20 protein-coding genes are annotated in these 23,631 nt (G+C 69.3%); 9 read left to right on the plus strand and 11 right to left on the minus strand.

Features of this window, described 5'->3' with window-relative positions; all coding sequences use genetic code 11:
* The gene (locus OHS16_RS03955) at positions 1-1,491 is read left to right on the plus strand and encodes a cellulase family glycosylhydrolase (protein WP_328535743.1); all 1,491 of its coding nucleotides are present in this window, start codon (positions 1-3) and stop codon (positions 1,489-1,491) included.
* A gap of 14 nt (positions 1,492-1,505) precedes the next feature.
* On the plus strand, positions 1,506-3,245 hold the full coding sequence (locus tag OHS16_RS03960) for a glycoside hydrolase family 6 protein (protein WP_328535744.1): 1,740 nt from the start codon (positions 1,506-1,508) through the stop codon (positions 3,243-3,245).
* A 281-nt stretch (positions 3,246-3,526) separates the two neighbouring features.
* On the opposite strand, the gene OHS16_RS03965 is transcribed toward OHS16_RS03960, so the two are convergent.
* The 4 genes from OHS16_RS03965 to OHS16_RS03980 all read right to left on the minus strand — a co-directional run bounded on the left by OHS16_RS03965 (position 3,527) and on the right by OHS16_RS03980 (position 8,770).
* Positions 3,527-4,441, minus strand: a complete 915-nt coding sequence (locus OHS16_RS03965) for a LysR family transcriptional regulator (protein WP_328535745.1) — start codon at positions 4,439-4,441, stop codon at positions 3,527-3,529.
* Positions 4,442-4,502: 61 nt separating this feature from the next.
* A complete protein-coding gene (locus tag OHS16_RS03970; RefSeq protein ID WP_328535746.1) occupies positions 4,503-5,678 on the minus strand; it encodes a glycine C-acetyltransferase in 1,176 nt (391 codons plus the stop codon).
* A gap of 25 nt (positions 5,679-5,703) precedes the next feature.
* A complete protein-coding gene (tdh, locus tag OHS16_RS03975) occupies positions 5,704-6,732 on the minus strand; it encodes an L-threonine 3-dehydrogenase (protein ID WP_328535747.1) in 1,029 nt (342 codons plus the stop codon).
* 154 nt (positions 6,733-6,886) lie between these two features.
* Positions 6,887-8,770: a serine/threonine-protein kinase gene (locus OHS16_RS03980; RefSeq protein ID WP_328535748.1), complete on the minus strand. Its 1,884-nt coding sequence runs from the start codon at positions 8,768-8,770 to the stop codon at positions 6,887-6,889.
* A gap of 336 nt (positions 8,771-9,106) precedes the next feature.
* On the opposite strand from OHS16_RS03980, the gene OHS16_RS03985 reads away from it, so the two are divergent.
* Complete coding sequence (locus OHS16_RS03985) at positions 9,107-9,502, plus strand: ribonuclease (RefSeq protein WP_328535749.1); 396 nt, start codon at positions 9,107-9,109, stop codon at positions 9,500-9,502.
* A gap of 31 nt (positions 9,503-9,533) precedes the next feature.
* Here OHS16_RS03985 and OHS16_RS03990 read toward each other — a convergent pair whose 3' ends face one another.
* The gene (locus tag OHS16_RS03990; protein ID WP_328535750.1) at positions 9,534-9,992 is read right to left on the minus strand and encodes a YchJ family protein; all 459 of its coding nucleotides are present in this window, start codon (positions 9,990-9,992) and stop codon (positions 9,534-9,536) included.
* A 264-nt stretch (positions 9,993-10,256) separates the two neighbouring features.
* On the opposite strand from OHS16_RS03990, the gene OHS16_RS03995 reads away from it, so the two are divergent.
* From OHS16_RS03995 to OHS16_RS04015, 5 genes are all read left to right on the plus strand, one after another.
* Positions 10,257-12,119 (plus strand): glycoside hydrolase family 2 protein, encoded by a 1,863-nt coding sequence (locus OHS16_RS03995; RefSeq protein WP_328535751.1) that lies wholly within the window; start codon positions 10,257-10,259, stop codon positions 12,117-12,119.
* Entirely contained in the window at positions 12,116-13,414 is a 1,299-nt protein-coding gene (locus tag OHS16_RS04000) for an extracellular solute-binding protein (RefSeq protein ID WP_328535752.1), read from the plus strand. The genes OHS16_RS03995 and OHS16_RS04000 overlap by 4 nt, the downstream gene beginning before the upstream one ends.
* Before the next feature lie 25 nt (positions 13,415-13,439).
* A complete protein-coding gene (locus tag OHS16_RS04005) occupies positions 13,440-14,369 on the plus strand; it encodes a carbohydrate ABC transporter permease (RefSeq protein WP_328535753.1) in 930 nt (309 codons plus the stop codon).
* Between the two features lie 6 nt (positions 14,370-14,375).
* On the plus strand, positions 14,376-15,308 hold the full coding sequence (locus tag OHS16_RS04010) for a carbohydrate ABC transporter permease (protein ID WP_328535754.1): 933 nt from the start codon (positions 14,376-14,378) through the stop codon (positions 15,306-15,308).
* Positions 15,309-15,564: 256 nt separating this feature from the next.
* Positions 15,565-16,059, plus strand: coding sequence for a DUF4232 domain-containing protein (locus OHS16_RS04015; RefSeq protein ID WP_328535755.1), 495 nt, complete (start codon positions 15,565-15,567; stop codon positions 16,057-16,059).
* 49 nt (positions 16,060-16,108) lie between these two features.
* Here the strand turns inward: OHS16_RS04015 and OHS16_RS04020 are convergent, their stop codons facing one another.
* The 4 genes from OHS16_RS04020 to OHS16_RS04035 all read right to left on the minus strand — a co-directional run bounded on the left by OHS16_RS04020 (position 16,109) and on the right by OHS16_RS04035 (position 19,315).
* Positions 16,109-17,179, minus strand: a complete 1,071-nt coding sequence (locus OHS16_RS04020; protein ID WP_328535756.1) for a LacI family DNA-binding transcriptional regulator — start codon at positions 17,177-17,179, stop codon at positions 16,109-16,111.
* A gap of 81 nt (positions 17,180-17,260) precedes the next feature.
* Positions 17,261-17,662, minus strand: a complete 402-nt coding sequence (locus tag OHS16_RS04025; RefSeq protein WP_328535757.1) for a hypothetical protein — start codon at positions 17,660-17,662, stop codon at positions 17,261-17,263.
* Positions 17,647-18,315, minus strand: coding sequence for a ThuA domain-containing protein (locus OHS16_RS04030; protein WP_328535758.1), 669 nt, complete (start codon positions 18,313-18,315; stop codon positions 17,647-17,649). The genes OHS16_RS04025 and OHS16_RS04030 overlap by 16 nt, the downstream gene beginning before the upstream one ends.
* Positions 18,316-18,709: 394 nt before the next feature.
* Positions 18,710-19,315: a TetR/AcrR family transcriptional regulator gene (locus OHS16_RS04035; protein ID WP_328535759.1), complete on the minus strand. Its 606-nt coding sequence runs from the start codon at positions 19,313-19,315 to the stop codon at positions 18,710-18,712.
* A gap of 292 nt (positions 19,316-19,607) precedes the next feature.
* On the opposite strand from OHS16_RS04035, the gene OHS16_RS04040 reads away from it, so the two are divergent.
* On the plus strand, positions 19,608-20,549 hold the full coding sequence (locus tag OHS16_RS04040) for a DMT family transporter (protein WP_328535760.1): 942 nt from the start codon (positions 19,608-19,610) through the stop codon (positions 20,547-20,549).
* A 34-nt stretch (positions 20,550-20,583) separates the two neighbouring features.
* Here OHS16_RS04040 and OHS16_RS04045 read toward each other — a convergent pair whose 3' ends face one another.
* The gene (locus OHS16_RS04045; protein WP_328535761.1) at positions 20,584-22,395 is read right to left on the minus strand and encodes a coagulation factor 5/8 type domain-containing protein; all 1,812 of its coding nucleotides are present in this window, start codon (positions 22,393-22,395) and stop codon (positions 20,584-20,586) included.
* 12 nt (positions 22,396-22,407) lie between these two features.
* Positions 22,408-23,433 (minus strand): chitinase, encoded by a 1,026-nt coding sequence (locus OHS16_RS04050; RefSeq protein ID WP_443042555.1) that lies wholly within the window; start codon positions 23,431-23,433, stop codon positions 22,408-22,410.
* Positions 23,434-23,631: the final 198 nt, after the last annotated feature.

The raw sequence follows: 23,631 nt of genomic DNA on the forward strand, positions 1-23,631 counted from the left end.
ATGAGCCCACCACGATTACCTGTGATCGCCGCTGCCGGCGCGTTCGCCGTCGCAGCGGCTGCCGTACTGCTTCCCCCGCTCACCGCGTCCGGCGCCACCCCTGCCTGCTCGGTCGAGTACTCCGTCACCAACTCCTGGGACAGCGGCTTCCAGGCCGGCGTAAAGATCATCAACAACGGCGCCCCCACCAGCAGCTGGTCGCTGAAGTTCGATTTCGCCGGTACCCAGAAGGTGACACAGGGCTGGAGCGCCAAGTGGTCCCAGTCGGGCAGAACCGTCACCGCGTCCAACGAAAGCTGGAACGGCGCGCTGCCGACCGGCGGCAGTGTCGACGCCGGGTTCATCGCCTCCGGGAAGGGTTCGGATCCGGCACCCACCACGTTCGAACTGAACGGTGTCACCTGCGACAAGGATCCGGGCAGCTCCCCCAGCCCAAGCCCCACCGGCACCGATCCTTCGCAGCCGCCGGCCGACCCCGGCACCGCGCCGGCGCTGCACGCCTCCGGCAACAAGCTGGTGGACGCGAAGGGCGCGGAACGTCATCTGTACGGAGTCAACCGCTCCGGGGGCGAGTTCATGTGTGTCCAGGGCCGCGGCATCTTCGACGGCCCGGTCGACGACGCCTCCGTGGCGGCCATCGCCGACTGGAAGGTGAACACCGTCCGGATTCCGCTGAACGAGGAGTGCTGGCTCGGCACCGCCGACATCGATCCCGCGTACGCGGGCGCCAACTACGTCAGTGCGGTCAAGGACTACGTCTCCCGCCTCGAGGCCCACGGGATCACTCCGATCGTGGAGCTCCACTGGACCTACGGCACCTACACCGGCAACTCGTCGGGCTGTGCCGACGTACACGCAAGCTGCCAGAAGCCGATGCCCGACGCGCAGTACTCCCCTTCCTTCTGGAAGTCGGTGGCCGGCACCTTCAAAGACGACCCCGCGGTGGCTTTCGACCTGTTCAACGAGCCCTATCCGGACCGCGCCACCACCACACTCGACCAGGCGTGGACATGCTGGCGCGACGGCGGGACCTGCCCCGGTATCGGCTACGAGGTGGCCGGTATGCAGGACCTGGTGGACGCGGTACGAGCAGCGGGCGCCCAGAACCTCGTCCTGATCCCGGGCGTCGCCTACGCCAACGACCTGCGCCAGTGGGTCTCCCATGAGCCGGCCGACCCGGCGGGCAACACGGCCGCCGCGTGGCACTCGTACAACTTCAACACCTGCTCATCGGCGAGCTGCTGGAACGAACAGCTGACGCCGGTGATCTCCAAAGTTCCGTTCGTGGCGGGTGAGATCGGCGAGAACACCTGCTCGCACGGCTACGTCGACCAGGTCATGTCCTGGCTCGACGCGCACGACGCCTCGTATCTGGGCTGGACCTGGAACACCTGGGACTGCTCCACCGGCCCTTCGCTGATCAGCAGTTACGACGGCACCCCCACCCCCTACGGCACCGGGTTGCGCGATCATCTGCGCTCCCTCCGATGAGAGGTTCCCTTTCGATGAGCCGCACAACTGCCCCACCACGCCGTACGCGTACGGCATTGATCTCCGCCTGCGCGCTGGTCGCCGCGGGCCTGGCCACCGCGACCGGGATGAGCGGCACCGCGCATGCCGCCTCGGTGGCGTGCAACGTCACCTACACCACCAATGACTGGGGTTCCGGCTTCACCGCGAACGTGGCGGTGACCAACTCCGGGACGGCCGCGCTCGACAGCTGGACGCTCACGTACAACTACACGGGCAACCAGAAGCTGACCAACGGGTGGAACGCCACCTGGTCGCAGTCGGGTTCCACCGTCACCGCCAAGGGAATCGACTGGAACAAGTCGATCGCCGCGGGCGCCACGGCCGGCGCCGGCGCCCAGTTCTCCTACAGCGGGACCAATGCCGCTCCGACGTCGTACGCCGTGAACGGCACCACCTGCAACGGCGCGACCGGCCCGACGGATCCGCCCACCGACCCGCCGACGGACCCGCCCACTTCGGGCAGTCTCGTCGACAACCCCTATGTGGGTGCGGGGGTCTATGTGAACCCGGAGTGGTCGGCCCTTGCGGCGGCGGAACCGGGTGGCAGCAAGATATCCAGCCAGCCGACGGCCGTCTGGCTCGACCGCATCGCCGCGATCAAGGGCGTGAACGGCGGCATGGGCCTGCGCGACCACCTCGACGCGGCCGTGAAGCAGGCGAGCGGCAAACCGTTCGTCGTACAGCTGGTCATCTACGACCTCCCCGGCCGTGACTGTGCGGCGCTCGCCTCCAACGGTGAGCTGGGCGCGACCGAGATCGACCGTTACAAGAGCGAGTACATCGACCCGATCGCGGCCGTACTCAAGGACCCGGCGTACGCGAACCTGAGGATCGTCACGACCATCGAGCCGGACTCGCTGCCCAACCTGGTCACCAACACCAGTGACCGCCCGACCGGTACCCCCCAGTGCGACACCATGAAGGCGAACGGCAACTACATCACCGGTGTCGGTTACGCCCTGAACAAGCTCGGCGCCGTCGGCAACGTCTACAACTACCTCGATGTCGGCCACCACGGCTGGATCGGCTGGGACGACAACTTCAACTCGACCGCCCAGATACTCCACCAGGCGGCCACCGCATCGGGCGCCACGGTCGCCGACGTCCAGGGGATCATCGCCAACACCGCCAACTACGGTGCCACCACGGAGCCGTACTTCACCATCAACGACGCGGTCAACGGCACGTCGGTGCGCCAGTCCAAGTGGGTCGACTGGAACCGCTACGTCGATGAGCAGTCCTTCGCTCAGGCCTTCCGCACCGAACTGGTCAGCGTCGGATTCGACTCCAAGATCGGCGCACTGATCGACACATCCCGCAACGGCTGGGGCGGATCCGCCCGTCCCACCGCGCCTGCGGCGAAGACGACCCTGGACGGGTACGTCGACGGCAGCCGTACGGACAAGCGCATCCACCTCGGCAACTGGTGCAACCAGTCGGGTGCGGGCATAGGCGAGCGGCCGAAGGCTGCTCCCGCCGCAGGCATCGACGCCTACGTCTGGGTCAAGCCGCCGGGCGAGTCCGACGGCGCGAGCTCCGCCATCTCCAATGACGAGGGCAAGGGCTTCGACCGCATGTGCGACCCGACGTACACCGGTAACGCACGCAACGGAAACAGCATGTCCGGAGCCCTGCCCAACGCGCCGCTGGCGGGCCACTGGTTCTCCGCTCAGTTCCAGCAGCTCCTGAAGAACGCCTACCCGGCGCTCTGATCCCTTCCGGTACTCGGCCGGCCCCGGTCTCGGACGAACGGCGGCGCGGACACCCCTGACGGTGTCCGCGCCGTACGTCGCTCCGGTCCGGAGCGGACACGCCGGAGCCGGATATCCGCAAACAGGCTTGCCCGCCGCACAGCCACAGGATTGGCTGAGGCCATGCAGCAACCGCTTTCCATGCCGGCGTCCCGCGGCACTCTCGATCACCACTGGCGTGGCACCGGCGCTTCCTCCCGGCGGAACCCCTGCGCAGGCGGATGAGGCGGCCCGGGACGGTGTCAGCCGGTGGGGAGCCCGGCCGCCGCACCGGCCAGTGCCTCGAGCACGGGCCGGATCAGCGGATGGAGCTCGGCCCCGCGGCGCACCGCGGCGAATACCCGCCGGGTCGGGGCAGGGCCCTCAACCGGGCGCACCACGGTGTCCTTCAGCTCCATCCCGCGCAGCGCCGACCGCGGCACCAGGGCCACTCCCGCGCCCGCACCCGCGAGCGCCACAACGGCGCGGAAGTCGTCGGACGAGTGCACCAGAAGCGGTTCGAACCCGGCCTGCTCGCAGGCCAGCAGCACCACGTCGTGGCAGGGGTTGCCGGGATAGGGGCCGATCCAGTCGTCGGCGGCGAGACCGGCCAGCTCGATGTGCGGATGGTGGCTCAGCGGGTGCCCGTCGGGAAGCACCGCGTCGAACGGCTCCGCGTACAGCGGGACCCTGGCCAGGCGCACATCGCCCTCGCGGGGCGCGCCCCGGTATTCGACGGCCAGCGCCATGTCGGCCTCCCCGTCGAGGACCAGGGTCAGGCTCTCGTCGCCCTCGGAGTCCCTGACCCGCACCCGGATGCGGGGGCTGCGCCCGGCGAGGTCACGGATGGCGGGGGCCAGCACCTCCGCGATGCCGGTCGCGAAGGCGGCGACGGTGACCTCGCCGGCCGCGCCGCCCGCGTAGGCGGCGAGCTCGGCCTCGGCCCGTTCGAGCTGAGCGAGCACGGCGTGCGCATGGGAGAGGAGGATCTCCCCGGCAGCCGTCAGCCGCACACCCCGGCCGCTGCGGGTCAGCAGGGCGTGCCCTGTCTCCTGCTCCAGCGCGGCAAGCTGCTGGGAGACGGCCGAGGGGGTCAGATAGAGCGCTGCGGCCGCGGCGGTCACCGTTCGGTGGTCCGCCACGGCCCGCAGAATGCGCAGGCGGCGAGGGTCGATCACCCTGCCATTGTCGCGCAGGGCAGGTCCGGCCGGCTCCCGCGGGCCGCCCCGCCCATGACGGTCAGGCGCAGGCCCTCGCGTCGATGAAGGCGGCCACGGCCCGCTCGACGTCGGCGGTGGAGTGTGCAGCGGAGAGCTGGACGCGGATCCGGGCCCGTCCCATCGGCACCACCGGGTAGGAGAAGCCGATCACATACACACCCCGCTCCAGCAACAGTTCGGCCATCCTGGCCGCTTCGGCGGCGTCACCGATCATCACGGGGGCGATGGCGTGCTCGCCGGGCAGGATCTCGAAGCCGGCCTCGGTCATCCTCGTACGGAACAGCCGGGTGTTCGCGTCCAGACGTTCCCGCAGCTCACCCGCGGACTCGATGAGGTCGAGAACCTTGAGAGAGGCCGCAGCGATCACCGGAGCGAGTGAGTTCGAGAAGAGGTAGGGGCGCGAGCGCTGACGCAGCAGGGCAACGATCTCGGAACGGGCGGCGACATACCCTCCCGACGCTCCGCCCAGCGCCTTGCCGAGGGTGCCGGTGATGATGTCGACGCGGTCCATCACGCCGTGCAGCTCGGGGGTGCCGCGCCCACCGGAGCCGACGAAGCCCACCGCATGCGAGTCGTCCACCATCACCATGGCGTCGTAGCGGTCGGCCAGGTCGCAGATCTCGGCGAGCGGGGCGACGTATCCGTCCATCGAGAACACGCCGTCGGTGACGATGAGCCTGCGCCGGGCGTCCTGGGTGTCCTTGAGCTGCTGTTCGAGGTCGGCCAGGTCGCGGTTGGCGTAGCGATGGCGCCTGGCCTTGGAGAGCCGGATGCCGTCGATGATCGACGCGTGGTTGAGAGCGTCCGAGATGACGGCGTCCTCGGCGTCGAGCAGGGTCTCGAAGACTCCGCCGTTCGCGTCGAAGCAGGAGGAGTAGAGGATCGTGTCCTCCTGGCCGAGGAAGACCGCCAGGCGCTGCTCCAGCTCCTTGTGGACGTCCTGCGTACCGCAGATGAAACGCACGGACGCCATGCCGTAGCCCCAGCGGTCCAGGGCGTCCTTGGCGGCGGCGACGACATCGGGGTGGTCGGCCAGGCCGAGGTAGTTGTTGGCGCAGAAGTTCAGCACCTCGCCGGTCGCGACGCCGACCGACGCGCTCTGCGGGGTGGAGATGACACGCTCGGGCTTGAACAGACCGGCGTCACGGATCTCGTCGAGAGCGGTGCGCAGATCGTCGCGGACGGACTCGTACATCGGGGCTCCTAGGAGGTGGGGAGGGTCAGGCCGTCCAGTCGAGGATGATCTTGCCGCATTGGCCGCCGGCCGCCTCGTCGAAGGCGGCGTCGAAGTCCTGGTAGGCGTACTTCCCGGTGATGACGGGGCTGAGGTCGAGGCCGCCCTCGAGCAGAACGGTCATCGCGTACCAGGTCTCGAACATCTCACGTCCGTAGATCCCCTTGACCGTGATCATCGAAGTGACGATCTTCGCCCAGTCGACGGCGAACTCCTCGGCGGGCAGACCCAGCATGGCGATCCGGCCGCCGTGGGTCATGTTGTCCACCATGTCGCGCATGGCCTCGGGGCGGCCGGACATCTCCAGGCCGATGTCGAAGCCCTCCTTGAGGCCGAGACGGCGCTGCGCCTCCGCGACGGGATGCTCGGCGACATTGAGCGCGAGGGTCGCGCCGGCCTTGCGGGCCAGGTCCAGGCGGTACGGACTGACGTCGGTGATCACCACGTTGCGGGCACCCGCGTGCTTCGCCACGGCTGCCGCCATGATGCCGATGGGGCCGGCGCCCGTGATCAGTACGTCCTCACCGACCAGCGGGAAGGAGAGTGCGGTGTGCACCGCGTTGCCGAACGGGTCGAAGATCGCGGCGATGTCCAGATCGACCTGCGCCCGGTGCACCCAGACGTTCGAAGCGGGCAGTGCGACGTACTCGGCGAACGCCCCGTCGCGGCCCACACCGAGCCCGACGGTCGAGCGGCACAGGTGCCTGCGTCCGGCCAGACAGTTGCGGCACTTCCCGCAGACCAGGTGGCCCTCACCGCTGACCAGGTCGCCGACCGCGATCCCGGTGACACCGGTGCCGACCGCCGCGACCTCCCCGACGAACTCGTGGCCGAGGACCAGCGGAGTCGAGACCGACTGCTGGGCCCAGCCGTCCCAGGAACGGATATGGAGGTCCGTGCCGCAGATGCCGGTGCGGGCCACCTTGATCAGCACGTCGCCCGGGCCGGTCTCCGGCTCGGGTACATCCATGAGCCACAGCCCCGGCTCGGCATGCTGCTTGACAAGGGCCTTCATCGTGGCGGCTCCAGACGTGACGGTGACGTTCGGCGGGCAGGTCACCAATCTGCCGAGCGCCGGCCGCTCAAGTCCATCGAGGATTTCTTAAGCGGGGGCACAGCGGAGCTTCACGCCTTGCGGCGACAGGGCACACCCGGGGCGGCTGCGGTTTTCAGGAGGTGGCCGCGTTACGCCATACGGTGAGGTCCACGCTGACGAACTGGCTAGGCGAGTCCCGCGTCGCGAAACTGTGCACGGTGACCAGGCCGTAGTGCCCGGAGCCGGTCTTCACACAGATCCGGGACCCCTTCCCTAGCTTGTCCTTGGAGATGGACGTGGTGTAGCGGGTGTTGGCGCGGCAGCCTGCCAGCGAACCAGGCTCGCCGGACTCCAGGAGTGCCATGGTGTTCTTGGACTGGTTGGTGGTGACGCTCTCCCCGTTGACGAGGTCGTCCGAGTAACCGAAGTCGCCCTCGTAGTTCACGTCCAGATCCTCGGGGCGGGGCGGCTCGTCGGCGAAGGTGACCGTGTAGCCGGCCGGAATGCTGAGGTCCTTGTACACGGCCGCCTTCGGCGCTGCCGGGGTCCTGCTCTTCCCCGCGGCACCTGTACCCGAGTGCGTGCCGCCGGACCGCGGCGTATCGCTCGCGCTGTTCCGGGATCCCTGCGAGTCCTTGTCCTCACCGTGCTGGCCCGCCAGGTACGCACCACCGCCGATGAGCGCCGCTGCGGCCACACCCGCGACGACGAGCCAGGCCCGGTTCTTCGTCCGGGGCTGCTGATGGGGAGCCTGCGGCGCCGGGAATCCGCCGGGGCTCCCGGCGCCCGGGCGGTACGGATAGCTGCCGGGGGCCCCGGCAGCGGGCTGGACCGGATAGCCGCCGGGTGCCCCGGAGGCCGGCGGGTAGGCGTAACCGCCCGCTGCGGGCGGACGGACGGACTGCGGGTATGCCGTATGCACCGGCTGCTGGACCGGCGGCATGTGCGGTGCCGTCTGCGTCGGCTGCTGGACCGGCGGCATGTGCGGTGCCGTCTGCGTCGGCTGCTGGACCGGCGGCATGTGCGGTGCCGTCTGCGTCGGCGGATGAGCCGGCTGCGGGGGCGGAGTCGGGGCAGCGGCCTGGGTCAGATCGGCGGCATACGAGGACGGCAGCCATCCGTCCGGGCGGCGCAGCGCCGGGTCCTGGGACGCCTGACCGCACAGCTCGATGATCCGTGCGGGGGACGGCCGCTGTGCCGGGTCCTTGCGGAGGCAGTCGGTGACGATCTCCCGCAGTTCGTCAGGGAGTTGGGAGAGGTCGGGATCCTCGTGCACGATCCGGTAGAGCACCGCGTGCGAGGGCCCGTCACCGAAGGCGGCTGCACCCGTCGCGGCGAAGGCCGCGATCTGGCCCAGCGCGAAGACATCGGTAGCCGCGGTGCAGCTCGTTCCTGACGCCTGCTCCGGGGCCATGAAGGACGGGGTTCCCACACTGACGCCGGTGCCGGTGAGCGCGGTGGTGTCCGCCGCGCGGGCGATGCCGAAGTCGATGACCCGCGGTCCGTCGGCCGCGAGCAGCACGTTGGACGGTTTGAGGTCGCGGTGGACGATGCCCGCGTGATGGATGACCTGAAGCGCCTCGGCGATCCCGGCCATCAGCAGCAGCACGGTCGCCGCGGGCATCGCGCCGTGTCCGGCGACCGCCGCGTGCAGCGAGGGCCCCTGCACATAGGCGGTGGCCAGCCAGGGGTGGGGGCCCTCGGTGTCACTGTCGATGACAGGCGCGGTGTAGAGCCCCTGCACCCGCTGCGCGGCCCGCACTTCCTGCTGGAACCGGCGGCGGAACTCGGGGTCCTCGGCGAACTCGGGACGGATCACCTTGATCGCGACGGGCCGTCCGCCCGGCGTGTACGAGAGGTACACCTTGCCCATGCCGCCGGCGCCGAGCCTGGCGCTGAGCAGATAGCCGGCGACCGTTCGCGGGTCCTCCTCGGTGAGCGGCTGGAACACGTCCGGATCCGCCGCCGAAGCGTCCCTGCCGCCGGCGCGTAGCGGATCCTGCTGGTGGTCCGTCACAATTCCCCCTGGCCTGCCTTTACCCGTTTCTTACGGCGCCGAGCCTATCGAAGCAGGCGCCCGTGCCGCAGGGGCGTCACGGGACCCGGCCGCGGCGGCTCCTGGTCCACCCGGTGCGCCCGGCCGTGTTCGAGTCGCAGGCGGTCACAGAGCCTGCCGGTGAAGGGAAGAGGATGTGCCACACCATGACTCGCACCGCCGTACGGCACACTGCGACCACCGGATGCACGCGTAAAGCGTAAAGGTCCTGTGAGGGTCATATACGCCTGGGTAAAACGGAAGTGACGGTTCGTCACATCACTACCGCCAAGCTCTCCACGCCCTCATCCTGAACGCATGCGAATCACTCTACGCGCGTTGCGCACCCGTGTTGCCGCCGTCGGCGTCGCCACCGCGATCGTCGTCACGCCTACCGTGCTCCTCGCGACCGAAGCCCACGCCACCGTGAGTGGCACCATCTGTTACGGCGCCCTGCCCTCACAGGCCCACGACACCCTGGACCTCATCGAATCCGGCGGGCCCTTCCCCTACGACCAGGACGGGGTCGTCTTCCAGAACCGGGAAGGTGTGCTGCCTTCCCAGTCCACCGGCTACTACCACGAGTACACGGTCAAGACCCCGGGCAGCTCGACCCGGGGCGCCCGGCGGATCATCACCGGCGAGCAGACCGCCGAGGACTACTACACCGCCGACCACTACGTCACCTTCAAGCAGGTCGACTTCACCTGCTGACGGGGGCGCAGGCCCGGCCCCCACGTGCCACTCACTCCTCGACGACACCGTCGACGTACACCCAGGCCCCTTCGTGACGCTCGAACCTGCTGCGCTCCCCGAGCTCTCCGGACTCTCCCCGGTTGGTCCAGTGGGCACGGAAGGTGACGGTGCCACTGGTGTGGAAGGGGCTTCCCCCGGTGGTGTCCAGGATCTCCAGCCGCTGCCACCGCTGCCCCGTGTCGAACTCGATACGGGGCGGCCGTGTGTCCGGGTGCCAGCTCCGCAGAAGGTAGTCGGCGTCCTCCACGGCGAACGCGCTGAAGCGCGAACGCATCAGCGCCTCGGCCGTGGGGGCAGCGGCCCTTCCCGTATGGAATCGGCCACAGCACTCGCCGTATCCGGCAGGCAGCCCACAGGGGCAGGGCGCGGTCGATGCCGGCGGGCGGTGGGACCCCTGCCGGGTGCGGGATCGCTGCGGGTGTCGCGGCCGGGAAGCGCTTCGGGACATGCCTGCATTGTGCACCGCGGCAGCGAGGGCCGGGGCCGGCCACCCCCAGGACCTGCACACCCCCAAGGCCGCCGGGCCGCGCGGCCGAACAGGCGCGGACAGGCCTGAGCCCCGGCCACTCGGTCCGCAGCGGCCGGGCGCGGGCCCTGCACCTGGCCGGCCACCTACTCCCACTTCGGCGGAATCCACTGCGCCGGAGGTCTTTACATCGATGTAATCCGGTGTTGACATGTGACCACTCACCCCTCCCGCACCGGAGATGCGATGTCCCTGCCTCACGCCCACCACACATCCGCACAGCCGAACGGAGTCCCGCGACCTGAGTATCCCCGTCCCGGGTTCGTCCGGCAGGACTGGCTGAATCTCAACGGCAGCTGGCAATTCGCCTTCGATCCTGGCGACAGCGGTCTGGAGCGGGGGCTGGTGCACGCCGAACTGGAGGGCGAGATCCAGGTGCCCTTCTGTCCCGAGTCCGAACTCTCGGGTATCGGCGACACCGATTTCCACGCCGCGGTCTGGTATCGCCGTACGGTCCGGGTCCCGGCCGGCTGGTCCGGACGCCATGTACTGCTGCACTTCGGCGCCGTCGATCACGACGCGACCGTCTGGGTCGACGGAGTCGAGGCGGGCAGGCACAGCGGAGGTTTCACCTCGTTCACCGTGGACCTGGGCGACCTCGCAGCGCAGCGGGACGGCGAAGCGGTGATCGTCGTACGGGCCCGCGACGCCAGGCACGGGCCGCAGGCGCGCGGCAAGCAGTCCTACGAGTACGCCAACAGCGCCTGCCACTACACCAGGACGACAGGGATCTGGCAGACCGTCTGGATGGAGCCGGTCGCCGCGACGCATCTGCGTCGCCCGCGCATCACCCCCGATCTGGGATCGGGCAGCTTCCATCTGGAGATCCCGCTCACCGCCAACCGTCCCGGGCACCGCCTCAGGGCGCGGCTCCGCGACGACGCCGGCACCGTGGTCGAGAGCTCGGTCCCGGCCGGCCTCGACATGGCGCCGAGGATCTTCCTCGCGATACCCGACGACCGTCGCCGGCCGTGGTCGCCCGAGGATCCGCACCTCTACACCCTGGACATCGATCTGCTGGACGGCGAAGGCGCCATGATCGACTCCGCGGTCTGCACCGCGGGACTGCGCTCGGTCGCCGTGGACGGCAAGCGGCTGCTGCTCAACGGCCGGCCGGTCTTCCAGCGGCTGGTACTCGACCAGGGCTGGTACCCGGACGGGCTGATGACCGCTCCCGACGACGCCGCGCTGGTGAAGGACATCGAGCTGGCGTTCGCCGCGGGGTTCAACGGCGCGCGGCTGCACCAGAAGGTCTTCGAGGAGCGGTTCCTGCACCACGCCGACCGGCTCGGCTATCTCGTCTGGGGCGAGTTCGGCGACTGGGGCTGCAGCGAAGGACGCACCACACAGGACAACCAGCGGCCCACCGCCGGTTACACGGCTCAGTGGCTGGAGGCGGTGGAGCGCGACTACTCGCATCCGTCGATCGTCGGCTGGTGCCCGCTCAACGAGACCCATCAGGAACTGCACGACCGGCCCACCGTGCTGGACGACGTCACCCGGGCGATGTTCCTCGCCACCAAGGCCGCCGACACCTCCCGGCCGGTCATCGACGCCTCCGGCTACGCACACCGGGTGGTGGAGACCGACGTCTACGACTCCCACAACTACGAGCAGGACCCGGCCGCGTTCCGCACCCAGATGGCCGGACTGGCGAAGGACGAGCCGTTCATCAACCCGCAGGACCAGGGGCCCGGCGCGGCCGACTGGTCGGTTCCGTACCGCGGACAGCCCTATTTCTGCAGCGAGTTCGGCGGGATCTGGTGGAATCAGGAGGAGGCGGCGGCCTCTTCGGGTGACGACCGCGGGGTCTCCTGGGGCTACGGTCAGCGTCCGCGCACCGAGGAGGAGTTCCAGCAGCGCTTCGCAGGACTGACCGGAGTACTGCTCGACGACCCCGACATGTTCGGCTACTGCTACACCCAGCTCACCGATGTCTTCCAGGAACAGAACGGTGTCTACCACTTCGACCGCACCCCGAAGCTGGACACCGACCGGTTGCGCGCGGCCCAGCAACGGCCGGCGGCCTACGAGGAGCGGCGGCGATGAGCCCGCTGTCGAGGCGCGCGCTGCTGCGCGGCGCCGGCGCGGGGGCACTGCTTCCCGCGCTCGGCGCGTGCGGTTCGCCGGCCGCGAGCGTCGCGAGCGCCGACGAGATCCAGTACTGGAATCTCTTCGCCGGCCCGGACGGCAACCTGATGAAGGACATGACCCGGAAGATCGAGCAACGGGTTCCGGATCTCAGGGTCAACACCACCGTGCTGGACTGGGGACCGCCGTACTACACCAAACTCGCCATGGCCTCGGTCGGCGGCCGGGCTCCCGACATCGCGGTCATGCACCTCACCCGGCTGCCCGGATACGCGCCGGGTGGTCTGCTCGAACCCTGGGACATGGACCTGCTGGCCGAATTCGGCGTCCGCCGGCAGGACATCAATCCGACGGTCTTCAAGCGCGGTCTGTACGAGGGGAAACCGTTCGCCGTCCCCCTCGACACCCACCCCTTCATCATGTTCTACGACCGCGACATGATGGACAGATCCGGGCTGTTGCGGACCGACGGGCAGCCGCTTCCCTTCGAGTCGCCGGCCCACTGTCTGGAAGTGGCGAAGAAGCTCCGCAAGGACACCGGCAAGCTCGGGCCCGTCTTCGGCCACGTCAACGACGGCGCCAACGCCTGGCGGATGTTCTGGACCCTGTTCAGCCAGACGGGCGGGGCCTTCGATCTCACCGGTGCGCGTGCCGGCATCGACATCGACCGGGCGGTCGACGTGGTGCGCTTCATGGCGGAGCTCATACGTCCCGACTGCCGCACCATGGAAATCTCCACCGCCATCGCGGACTTCGCCAACGGGCAGTCCCCGGCGATCTTCAACGGTGAGTGGGATCTCAACACCTTCAGGACCGCCAAGAAGGACAAGCTCGGCGCCGCACCCTTCCCCACCATCTTCGACAAGCCCGCGGGGGCGGCCGACAGCCACTCCCTCGTGCTGCCCCGGCAGAACCACGTCGATCCCGCGAAGCGACGTCAGGCACACCGGTTCGCCGCCGAACTGCTCAAGTCGAGCCTGGCGTGGGCGGGCGGCGGCCACATTCCGGCCTATCTGCCGGTCACCGCGTCGAAGGCGTACGCACAGCTGCATCCGCAGCACGAATACGCCCAGGCGGCGAACCAGCCCGCCCTCGACCCGAAGGCCTGGTTCACCGGAGCGGGGTCGGACTTCCAGAACCGGATGTGCCAGGCCCTGCAGCTGACGCTCATCTCCGGAGCGGCTCCCGAGAAGGCCGTGAGGAAGATGGTCTCCGAGATCAACACCCTTCTGTCCAAGCCGAATCCGGCCTGATCGCGCGAGACAAGGAGCGATCGCCATGAGTTCCCTCCGCATTCCCCTGCGCGCCTCCGCACGGTCCGGCACCGCCCGTCCGTCCCGCCGGGGTGCCCCCGGCTCGTCGGGCTGGCCCTTCGTACTTCCCTTCCTGGTCTTCTTCGGGCTCTTTCTGGTCCTGCCGATCGGCTACGGCCTGTGGATGAGTTTCACCGACTCCAGCCTGACCGGACACGGCGACAACACCTTCGCCGGCCTGGACAACTACGCCGAGGCGCTGACCGACCCCGAGGTGTGGTCGAGCCTCGAGAACACGGTCTGGTTCACCGTGCTGACGTCCGTCCCGCTGGTCGTGGTGGCCCTCGTGATGGCCCTGCTCGTGCATACCGGAATGCCGGGGCAATGGGTGTGGCGGCTGTCGTTCTTCGCGCCCTATCTGCTGCCAGTCGCCGTGGTCACCCAGGTGTGGTCCCTGTTGTTCCAGCCCGACCTCGGGCTCCTCAACTCGATGCTGAAGGCCGTCGGCATCGACGGGATCGGCTGGCTGGTCGACGAGAAGTACGCGATGTGGTCCATCGCTCTGCTGACCCTCTGGTGGACGGTGGGCTTCAACTTCCTGCTGTATCTGGCGGCGTTGCAGGCCGTTCCCGACCACCTGTACGAAGCGGCGGCCATCGACGGGGCAGGTGCGTGGCGCAGGCTGTGGTCGATCACTCTGCCCCAGCTGCGGCGCACCACCGCGCTGATCGCGGTACTTCAGGTGCTGGCGTCCCTGAAGGTCTTCGACCAGATCTATCTGCTCACCAAGGGCGGTCCGGACAACTCGACGAAACCGATCATCGAGTACATCTACGACACGGGCTTCGCCAACTACCGCCTGGGCTACGCATCAGCGGTGTCCTACGTCTTCTTCGCGATCGTCATCATCCTCTCGATCGCCCAACTCAAGATCTTTTCGCGCAGGGAGGACTGACGGGTCATGGCACCGGACACACTCGCACCCACGACCGGTACACCACCGCGGAGCACCATGCCGCGCGAGGTCGCCCGCCGCCGCGGCGGCACGCAGGGCTGGCACCCCACTCTGGGCACCGGGCCCACCACGCGGATTCTCACCTCACTGGCCCTGGTCCTGATGGCCGCCGCATGGCTGCTCCCGTTCGCCTGGGCCATCGACACCTCACTGAAGACCGAGGTCGACGCCAGCTCGGACACCGGCTGGTTCCCTGACGGCGGTTTCAGCCTCGACGCCTACCGGAAGATCTTCGACCAGGGCAACATCCCGGTCTGGGCGCTGAACAGCCTGCTGATCGCCCTCGCTGTGACGGCGCTGACAGTGCTGATCTCCGCGATGGCGGCATACGCCTTCTCCCGCACGCTCTTTCGCGGGCGCCGTGCGCTCTTCGCCGCCACTCTCGCATCGATCATGGTTCCGCCGCAGATTCTGATCGTGCCGCTGTTCCGGCAGATGCTGTCCATGAACCTGGTCGACACCTACGCCGCGGTGATCCTCCCGCAGGCGGTGGCGCCGGCGATGGTGTACATCCTGAAGAAGTTCTTCGACTCGGTGCCCCGCGAACTGGAGGAGGCGGCCCGTATCGACGGTGCGGGCAGCTGGCGGGTGTTCGCCAGTGTGGTGCTGCCGCTGTCCCGCCCGATTCTGGCGGCCGTGGCGATCTTTGTCTTCATCACCACCTGGAACAACTTCCTGTGGCCGTTCATCAGCACCAGCGACCCGGGCCTGATGACGCTGCCGGTGGGCCTGTCGACGATCAAGGACTCCTCGGGGCTCATGTACGCGCAGACATCTGCGGCATCGATCCTGGCCGGCATTCCGCTGCTGATCGTCTTCATGCTCTTCCAGCGGCAGATCGTCAAGTCGGTGGCGACGACCGGCCTGGGCGGTCAGTGAGGGGTCGCTGTCCCGTCGCGAGGTCCCGCGCGGCGGGTCGAGGGGTGACCCACCATCCCCGGCGGGCACCGGCGTACGCTTCGCGACGCGTCCGTGGGGCCATCTCCGGTCCTCGTCCCGCCGGCCGATCCCGACCGCGGCAGGTCCAGCCGATCGGGTTCCGGCTGGACCTGACACCACGACACACGGACGGGCACGGTGGGCGCTTGGAGGCGTAATCGGCGGTCGTGGTGGATATGGGGGACCTATGCGAACTATGCGCCCACTTGTCCTCGCCGCCGCCCTCGTCTGCGCGCCGGTCCCCCCGGCCGTCGCCGCGTCCCCGCACGCCCTTCCCGAATGCGCGGCGGACTCCCTCGGGTACCGGGCCCACACCCTCCCACCCATCGCGAGGAGTGTCGTACTCCTCACGGTCACCAACCGCGGCAAGCAGAACTGCACCATCGACCGGTTTCCGACGGTGACGTTCGCCGGCCTGGACGGATCGGCCAATCCAGCGCCGCCCGTGGAAAGCGGACCGCATGTCATCAACGCCGGCCGGACTCTCTACGCGGCCCTGCGCACGGACGACACCACCGCTCCCGCCCATTACGTACCGAGCCTGGCCGTAGCGGCGAGTCCCGCCCACGCCGGCAGGGTCTTCACCGCCTCCGGAATCGGCGCCCCCGCCCCGGGGATCGCGGTGTACGACCCGGTCACCACGCTGTGGCGGACGTCGGCCGACGACGCGGTCGCCGCGCTGCCGGACTGACCCGGGGGCCCTCCCGGCAGCGCGGGGGACACTCGCGCACAGCGGGCGGTCATCCGCCCGTGCTCTCCCTGACACGGAGTTCATGCCCGATGGTGATCTCGCGCGCCGCCGTCTCCGGTGCGTCGATGCGGTCCAGCAGCAGCTGGACCGCATGCCGGGCGACGGCCGCCTTGTCGGGCGCGACGGTGCTCAGACTCGGGATCGCGAAACGGCCGGCGTCCACATCGTCGAAGCCCATCACCGCGATGTCCTGGGGAACCCGCAGCCCTCGTTCGTACAGGGTGCGCAGCGCTCCGAGAGCCAGCGCGTCGTTGAAGCAGAAGACGGCGTCCGGCGGATCACCCGCGTCCAGCAGGGCGTTCATCGCCTTCGCACCGTCCGCCCGGTGATAGCGGTGCGTCTCGATCTCGAGGCGTGTGTCGATCGGCAGTCCGGCGTCATGAAGTGCCTGGTGGTAGCCGGTCATCCGGAGCAGTGGGGTGCCGACATCCGGTTCGAGCTGCGCCCCGATGGCTGCGATCCGGCTGCGGCCTCCCGCGATGAGGTGCGCCACCGCCTCCCGGGCTGCGGTCACGTTGTCGATGGCCACATGGTCGGTGAGGCCGCCGCTGGGGCGCTCGCCGATCAGGACGAGCGGCATCGTGTCGACGCGTCCCGCCAGCGCCTGGCCGTGCAGTCCCAGGGGGCTGAGCACGATCCCGTCGACGACCTGGTCGCCGAGACCGTCGATCACCGCCGCCTCCCGGGTACGGTCCCCCAGGGTCTGCTCGATGAGCAACGTTCTGCCGTGCTCCTCCGCCGTGGTGAGGAAGTGCTCGGCGAGCTCGGCGAAGTAAGGGATGTTCAGTTCCGGCAGGACCAGGCCGATCATTCCGGTGCGGCCGCGGCGCAGATTGCGGGCGCTCGTGTTGGGACGGTAGCCGAGGGTCCTGATGGCCTGCTGCACCCGCTCGCGGGTCTCCGGCGTGACATGCACAAAACCGTTGATGACATTGGAGACGGTCTTGGGCGAGACGCCGGCGAGCGCGGCCACGTCCTTCATCTTCGCGCTCTTCGCCGCTCCCCCGCGCCCGCCGGGCCTGCTGGTGCCGATCGCTTCGTGCTCGTTCCCCGTGACCATCGACCGATCCTAGAACGAGCGGCACCCAGCGGTGCGACCCGGCCGGGCGGACGATACCGGCTGCGGGCGCGGGGAGCGGAGTCAGCTCAGGGACACCGCTTCCGGCTGGGCGCAGCCGCTGGCGACCGGCAGCGCGCCGCCCCGGTGCGCGGAGTCGAGCAGGGTCAGCAGCACATCGAGGACATGACGGGCCAGTTCCGCCGGTGCCCGGTGAGGCCTGCCGTCGGTCAGTGCTTCGGCGAGATCGGCGAGTCCGGTTCCGCGGCCCGCTCCCCGGCGGCCTGCCGAGACGGGCAGCACGCCCCACCCGCCGCCGGCGCCGTGGTACTCCACCTGCCCTTCGAACCCGTTGGGGCCGGGTACCGGCAGTGAACCGTCGGTGCCGTGCACCTCCCGAACGCTGTCGAGGTGTTCCAGGGTGTCCAGGTACGCACCACTGATCTTCCCCGCGCCGGCCATGCCGATCCTCAGCGGCTCGCCCACAGGAGCCCCCTTTCGGTGAGTGTCCGCACCTGGGGCACGTCGAAGTCGTCCGGCTTGTGGCCGATGGTGGAGACGAACACCCGGCCCTCGCCCCAGTTCCTGGTCCAGACGGCGGGCATGGTGACGGGCCTGTCGCGCTCCTCGCCTGCCCGGAAGTGCGTGGTCGCCAGCACATCGATCAGCGGATCGGTGGACACCCAGTACTGCTCGGTGTGGACACTAAAGTCGTCGAGCCCCGCGACGACGGGGTGACAGGACTGCCCGGCCACCACATTCACCTCATGGTCGAGGTAGCCGGGCGGGTGCGCCAGGAACTGGCCGCCGGTCAGCCGGTGGTAGCCGACGTCACCACGGAAGGCGTCGATGATTCCGCCGTGCCAGCCCGCCAGACCGGTTCCGGCGCGGACGGCGGCGGCAATCCCTTCGCTCTGCTCACGGGTGATCTCCCCCATGGACCAGCACTGCACGACGAGGTCGGTGGCGGCCAGCCGTTCGGCATCGGCGTACACGTCCAGACTGTCGCTGACATCGATGGCGAAGCCGCGGTCGCGGAGAAAGGATATGAAGAGGCCGGTGGTCCTCACGGGCTGGTGGCCTTCCCAGCCGCCGCGGACAACGAGGGCCTTCCGGGTGCCGGACGTCTCGGACGTCATGATCGGTGCACACTCCCATCGGTGGGGCGCAGCCGGGCCATCGCGCTCCGGTGGCGGCCGGCAGCTGCTTCACGGTCGATGCTGCGGCGCGCGGCCTCATGAACCGTGACCCCGCCGCGCCGTGCCACGACGCTACCCGTGAGCCGCGGCGCCACACCCCGGAGCAGCACCGCACACCGGGCAGCGCCCGCCGCCCGCGGCGATGACCTGTCCGCCGCCCGGCCGTGATCTTCGTGCTGCCGGAGACCGGCCCGCGGGAGCTCCGCCGCTCGCCGCCCGGAACCGGCGGTCGGCCGGTTCCGGGCGGAGGAGCGCGCCGCCCCCGTCCCCACGGTGCGGCGCAGGCGGGCCGTCGTCATCCGCTCGACGACGCCCGCCGGTTCGCGGGGAGTCCTCAGGTGCCGGCCGGTCTCAGGGCGGGGAGGACCGCGCACTCGAGGAAGCGCAGCAGGTACTCCGCGTCGGCATACTGGCCGTCGAGCATGGGGCGTGCCCGCATCGCACCCATGAGCTGCGCCGCGACGAACTCCCGTGCCGGATTGTCGGCTGCCATCTCACCGCGTTCCACCGCTCTGGTGACCATCGCGTCGATGGCCGCGGCGATGGGTTCGGTCAGGCCTTCGCGCAGCGCTTCGTGGAGTTCCTCGTTCTGCAGAGCCGCGTGACTGAGCGCGTGCATCAACGGCGTGTCACGTCCCGAGTGCGCGCCCAGCGCCCGGGCCGTCTCCCGCAGATCTCCCGCGAGAGTACCGGTGTCGATGCTCGTGACGCTTCCACCCCGGGTGCCGCGCAGCGCACATGCCACCAGCTGGGGTTTGCTCCCCCACTGGCGGTAGAGGGTGGACTTGCCGCACCGCGAGCGGGAAGCGACACCCTCCATGGTCAGAGCGTCGTAGCCGCCCTCGCGAAGCAGCTCGATGACGGCCTCGAAGAACTCCCGCTCCCGCTCCGGCGTGATCTTGGAACGCGAGGACGACATCGCGGACTCCTGGGGCGGCATGAGCTCTCCCTTTCGGTGTGACGAGCAGCATCGATAATCCAGCGTACCGATACGCCAGTGTACCGATACGATGGTGTTCCGATACGTCGGCGTATCGGTACACTGGCGTATCGATGAGTCGTGATCCAGACCTCGACTCGGAAACACTGTGACGAACGCAAAGGGGCCGGGTGATGGATCCCCGAACTGAGCCTGCCGCAAGGGAGCCGGACACCTCCGACCGCCCGCCCCTGGTCCGCGAGCTGCCTCTTCCCCAGCCCGCGGGTGAGCTCACCGGCCGGGGAGCCGGCCGATGAACGCCTCGGTCATAGCCGTAGGACTCTCGCTGTTGTCGGCCGTCGGCTACGCCACGGCCGCTGTCGCACAGGAGCGCCTCGCCTCCCGCACCGAGCCGCAGGCCGGCCTGCTGCGGATGCTCGGCAGCGCTGCCTGGTGGTCGTCGGTGGGTCTCAACGCGGCCGCGGCGCTGCTGCACGTGGCGGCGCTGAAGTACGGGTCGCTCACGCTGGTGCAGCCGCTCGGCGCACTCACCCTGGTTGCGGCGGTCCCACTGGGCGCCTACCTGGCCGGACGCCATGTCGCCCGCGTCGAATGGCGCGGCACCGCGCTGACCCTGCTGGGGCTCTGCGCGCTGCTGCTGACGACCGGAGGCGCGGCTCCGCACCGGACCCTCTCGCTGCCCAGGGTCCTCGCGATCGCTGCGGTGTCCCTCGTTCTGGTCCTTGCACTGGTCCGGCGTACCGCGATGCCCGGAGGCCGCTCCGGCCTGCGGTTCGGAGCGGCCTCCGGCCTCGTGTCCGGGGTCGCTTCGGCGCTCACCCAGACAGTGACGGTGTCGGTGACCGACCGCGCATCGGGTCCGCCGCTCGACTGGCGGACGGCGGTGGTGGCCCTGCTGGTGGCTGCCTGCGCCGCGGGCGGTCTGCTGCTCTCGCAGTACGCCTACCGTGGCGGTCTGGGCGCACCTCTCGCCATGGTCACCCTCGCCAACCCGCTCGCCGCCTCGGCGATCGGCCTGGCTCTGCTCGGTGAACGGCTGCACGGCGGGGCGACCGGTCTGGTGCTCGCCCTGCTGGGCGCCGCCGCCGCTGCCCGGGGCGTGGTCCTGCTCACCAGGGCGACGGCTGCCGCGCCCGCCGCGGATCACGGATCGGCCCCGCCGGCGAAAGCGCAGGAGCCGGCGCCGGCCCTGAGGCCCACGCCGGCTCCACCAGGGGAACCGCTGTTCCGCTGAGACCGCGGCCCGCGATGCCCACCCGGGCCGGTCCCTAGGGGTAGTTCACCAGGTTCGCCACATTGCCGGCCGCGTCCGACGGGCCGCCGGTGGAGTTGATCACGTGGTCGATGGTGCCCGTTCCACCCAGTGAGACCGTCACCATGTCGTGGAACTTCACACCCGGGGTGTCCGGAACCTCGAAGGCGTGCTCTGCCGCCACCGCACTGTTCGTGCTGAAGAAGCAGTAGCTTCCCAGCCCCCACGCCTCATGACCGGTGACCGAGTCGCCCACCTTGTAGGCCGCGTAGCCCTTGCCGGCGCCGTTCATCCAGGACGCCTGGTCAGGCGGGTCGTAGGGCATCTCGTTCTGGTAGAAGTACGTCCGGCCTCCGTTGCCGTTCCAGATCGTCTGGTTCTTCTGGAAGTGCTCGACGAACAGGCCGTACATGGTGACGTCGTCACCGTTCACCACCAGCCCGGTATCCGCGGTGTTGGTGTTCCAGCCGACTCCGTCGCCATGGTCCGCACGCCAGATCCAGGTGTGGTCCCCGATGACATCCGAGCTGTTGACCACCAGGCTTCTGGTGGCCTTTCCCACACCGGCTCCGCCGATCCGGAAGAACACATCGTGCAGCGACGTGGGGTCCCCCGAGTGGTCGGCGCCGGCGCCGGCGGGACCGATCTCCATCAGCGTGGCGGAGTTGGTGCTCCCCGCGTCGATGAGCAGCCCGGCGAGCTGGACACCGTCGACATCGTCGACGGACACCGCGGTGATGCCGTTGTCCGGTACGAGGGTGGCCAGGCCGAGGCCCAGCACCACGGTGTCCGGCCTGGTCACCTTCAGGGTCCGGTCGAGGTGGTACACGCCCGGGGTGACGAGGAGGTTCTTGCCGTCCGCGAGCGCCGAGTTCAGCTGGGCCGCGGTGGCTCCGGGTTTGACGATGAAGAAGTCGGCGATGGGCAGCGACGTACCGGCCGGGGCGCCGCCCGACCAGCTGGTGCCGCTGCTGTCCGTGCGCCGGGCGGGGACGAACACCTGGTAGTCGCCCGCGTCGTCGACGTAGAGGAACGGCTTCTCGCGGGTCACCGGGGCCTTGTCGACGGTGGTGTACGGCGGATCGGGGAAGTCCCCCCGCGGTGCGTTCTTCGCGCCGACGAAGACCATGTTCCAGTTGGAGCCCTTCCAGCTTCCCCACTCGGTGTTCCGGGAGAGCCACTGCTGCTGCGAACCGGAGTTCACCTGCCCGTCGATCTTCGAGTCGGCGAGCAGACCGCCGCTCGACCAGCCACTGTCGTCCAGCTGGAGGTCACCCTTGAGATGCATGCGCCGGTACGGGGCGGCCTGCGAAACGGCCCAGCGGTCGGCGCCACCGCTCGGGGTCACGGACAGATTCTCGGCGTCGCGCCAGAAGTTCTGGGTGGCGTTGCCCTGGAACCAGTCGGCCTCCGCGTGCACCGCGCCGTTGATGTTCGTGTCGTCGGGTGAGAGACCCAGTCCCGCCACCTGGGTGTAGAAGCCCACGTTGGCGTCGGCGTCGTAGGTGCCGGGCTTGAAGAGTTCGGCATGGCGCGCCGCACCGAACTGGTTCTTCTCCTGTTCCCTGAAGACGGAGTCCAGCCGCCCCTGGATGTCCTCCCGGGACATCGACGGGTCGAACACATCGACATTGGGACCGAAGTCCGGGTCCGATGCGGAGGACGTGACGCGTGAGTCGGGGGAAGGCTGGCCCGCGTCGGCGTTCTGGACCGAGATCACTCCGAGTGCGCCGGCCGCGAGGAGGAACGCGGCGGCCACCGGGGCCGGCCGGCTGCGGCGGCGGCGCGCCCGGTGGCCGCCCGTGGCTGCGGGCTGTTCGGGATTCATGGATGCCCCCTCTCAGCCCTGGTACCGGGCGAAGATCTTGGTGAACTGCCATGCGTCCTGGTCGACGCCCGAGCACGTGTCGTCGTTCGGATAGGCGCCGGGGCAGGGCCGGTCACGGTTGACGGACCAGAAGGACAGACGGGCGAGGTGGTGCTCGCTCGCATAGGCGAGGATCGACTCGAAGTCGCCGGTGGTGACGGTCTCCTGGTTGTCCGTGATGCCGTTCATCGAGGAGAGCCCGCTGTGCCGGTAGGCGTCGTCGTCGCTGTAGCCGTAGGCGCTCTTCACGGTGTTCTTCAGACCGTCCGTTGCCTGCTCGGTCAAGTCGGCCATGTTCTGCCCGGCACCGCCGAAGTCGAATGGCATGATCGTCCAGCCGTCCACCTCGAGCCCCGAATCCGCCGCACGCCCGATCATGCTGTCGTCGGGGCCGCCCTGATCGCTGGGGAAGGTCACGTAGGTGACCAGTCCCGCGTTGTCCGCCTTGACCTTCTTCAGCGCGTCGATGGTCTTCTGCTGGATGACGGCGCTGTTGTAGGCATCCCCTTCGATGTCGATGTCGATCGCCTTGAGGCCATAGGCGTCGATCACCTTCTGATAGGCGCCCGCCAGTGCGTCCGAGTCGGCGCAGGATTCCTCGAGCTTGTTGCCGCTGGCTCCACCGAATGACGGAACGACATCGCCGCCGCCCTTGCGTACGGTGTCCACGGTCCGCTGGTCGACGTCGCCGGTGAGCGGCCGGGACCCGTCCCACTTGGGATCGCAGGTGCCGTCACTGAGCACGAACGCGAGGGTGAACCAGCTGACGCCGGTGGCCTGCTGCACCTCGGCCGGGTCGGGCGGGTTGCCCCAGCCGTTGTAGAGATAGGGCGCCACGGCCTGGGGTGCCGCGGCCAGGGTGGGGGGCGTGGCAGCGGACGGTTCGGCCTGTGCTGTGAAAGCGGTTCCACCAGCCACAGCCGCCACCGCGACGGCTGTGGCGACAGGGCGGAGGCGACGGCTCAGCGGCCTGCGGCCATGACTGAGTGCGTGACTCATGAGAAGCCTTCCTGCTGTGGGGGGAGGGAAGGTCTGCGGCCCGTTATGGGCGTTTCGTTTTTCGCGAACCCGTCAGGAACGGGACGAACGACACCCCGGGGCATTGGTCCGGACTTAATTCAGGGCCCGAGTTAACCCGTGAAGAACTGTTGCGTCAAGGGCTCGTGACCACCGTCGGACTTCAAAGAGTCAACGCAG

The sequence above is a fragment of the Streptomyces sp. NBC_00344 genome (assembly GCF_036088315.1).
Lineage (GTDB): Bacteria > Actinomycetota > Actinomycetes > Streptomycetales > Streptomycetaceae > Streptomyces.

Coding starts and splice junctions, on each gene's coding strand:
- OHS16_RS03955 (WP_328535743.1), top strand. CDS start 1: ATGAGCCCACCACGATTACCTGTGATCGCCGCTGCCGGCGCGTTCGCC.
- OHS16_RS03960 (WP_328535744.1), top strand. CDS start 1,506: ATGAGCCGCACAACTGCCCCACCACGCCGTACGCGTACGGCATTGATC.
- OHS16_RS03970 (WP_328535746.1), bottom strand. CDS start 5,678: ATGTACGAGTCCGTCCGCGACGATCTGCGCACCGCTCTCGACGAGATC.
- tdh (WP_328535747.1), bottom strand. CDS start 6,732: ATGAAGGCCCTTGTCAAGCAGCATGCCGAGCCGGGGCTGTGGCTCATG.
- OHS16_RS03985 (WP_328535749.1), top strand. CDS start 9,107: ATGCGAATCACTCTACGCGCGTTGCGCACCCGTGTTGCCGCCGTCGGC.
- OHS16_RS03990 (WP_328535750.1), bottom strand. CDS start 9,992: ATGTCCCGAAGCGCTTCCCGGCCGCGACACCCGCAGCGATCCCGCACC.
- OHS16_RS03995 (WP_328535751.1), top strand. CDS start 10,257: ATGTCCCTGCCTCACGCCCACCACACATCCGCACAGCCGAACGGAGTC.
- OHS16_RS04000 (WP_328535752.1), top strand. CDS start 12,116: ATGAGCCCGCTGTCGAGGCGCGCGCTGCTGCGCGGCGCCGGCGCGGGG.
- OHS16_RS04005 (WP_328535753.1), top strand. CDS start 13,440: ATGAGTTCCCTCCGCATTCCCCTGCGCGCCTCCGCACGGTCCGGCACC.
- OHS16_RS04010 (WP_328535754.1), top strand. CDS start 14,376: ATGGCACCGGACACACTCGCACCCACGACCGGTACACCACCGCGGAGC.
- OHS16_RS04015 (WP_328535755.1), top strand. CDS start 15,565: ATGCGCCCACTTGTCCTCGCCGCCGCCCTCGTCTGCGCGCCGGTCCCC.
- OHS16_RS04020 (WP_328535756.1), bottom strand. CDS start 17,179: ATGGTCACGGGGAACGAGCACGAAGCGATCGGCACCAGCAGGCCCGGC.
- OHS16_RS04030 (WP_328535758.1), bottom strand. CDS start 18,315: ATGACGTCCGAGACGTCCGGCACCCGGAAGGCCCTCGTTGTCCGCGGC.
- OHS16_RS04035 (WP_328535759.1), bottom strand. CDS start 19,315: ATGCCGCCCCAGGAGTCCGCGATGTCGTCCTCGCGTTCCAAGATCACG.
- OHS16_RS04040 (WP_328535760.1), top strand. CDS start 19,608: ATGAACGCCTCGGTCATAGCCGTAGGACTCTCGCTGTTGTCGGCCGTC.
- OHS16_RS04045 (WP_328535761.1), bottom strand. CDS start 22,395: ATGAATCCCGAACAGCCCGCAGCCACGGGCGGCCACCGGGCGCGCCGC.
- OHS16_RS04050 (WP_443042555.1), bottom strand. CDS start 23,433: ATGAGTCACGCACTCAGTCATGGCCGCAGGCCGCTGAGCCGTCGCCTC.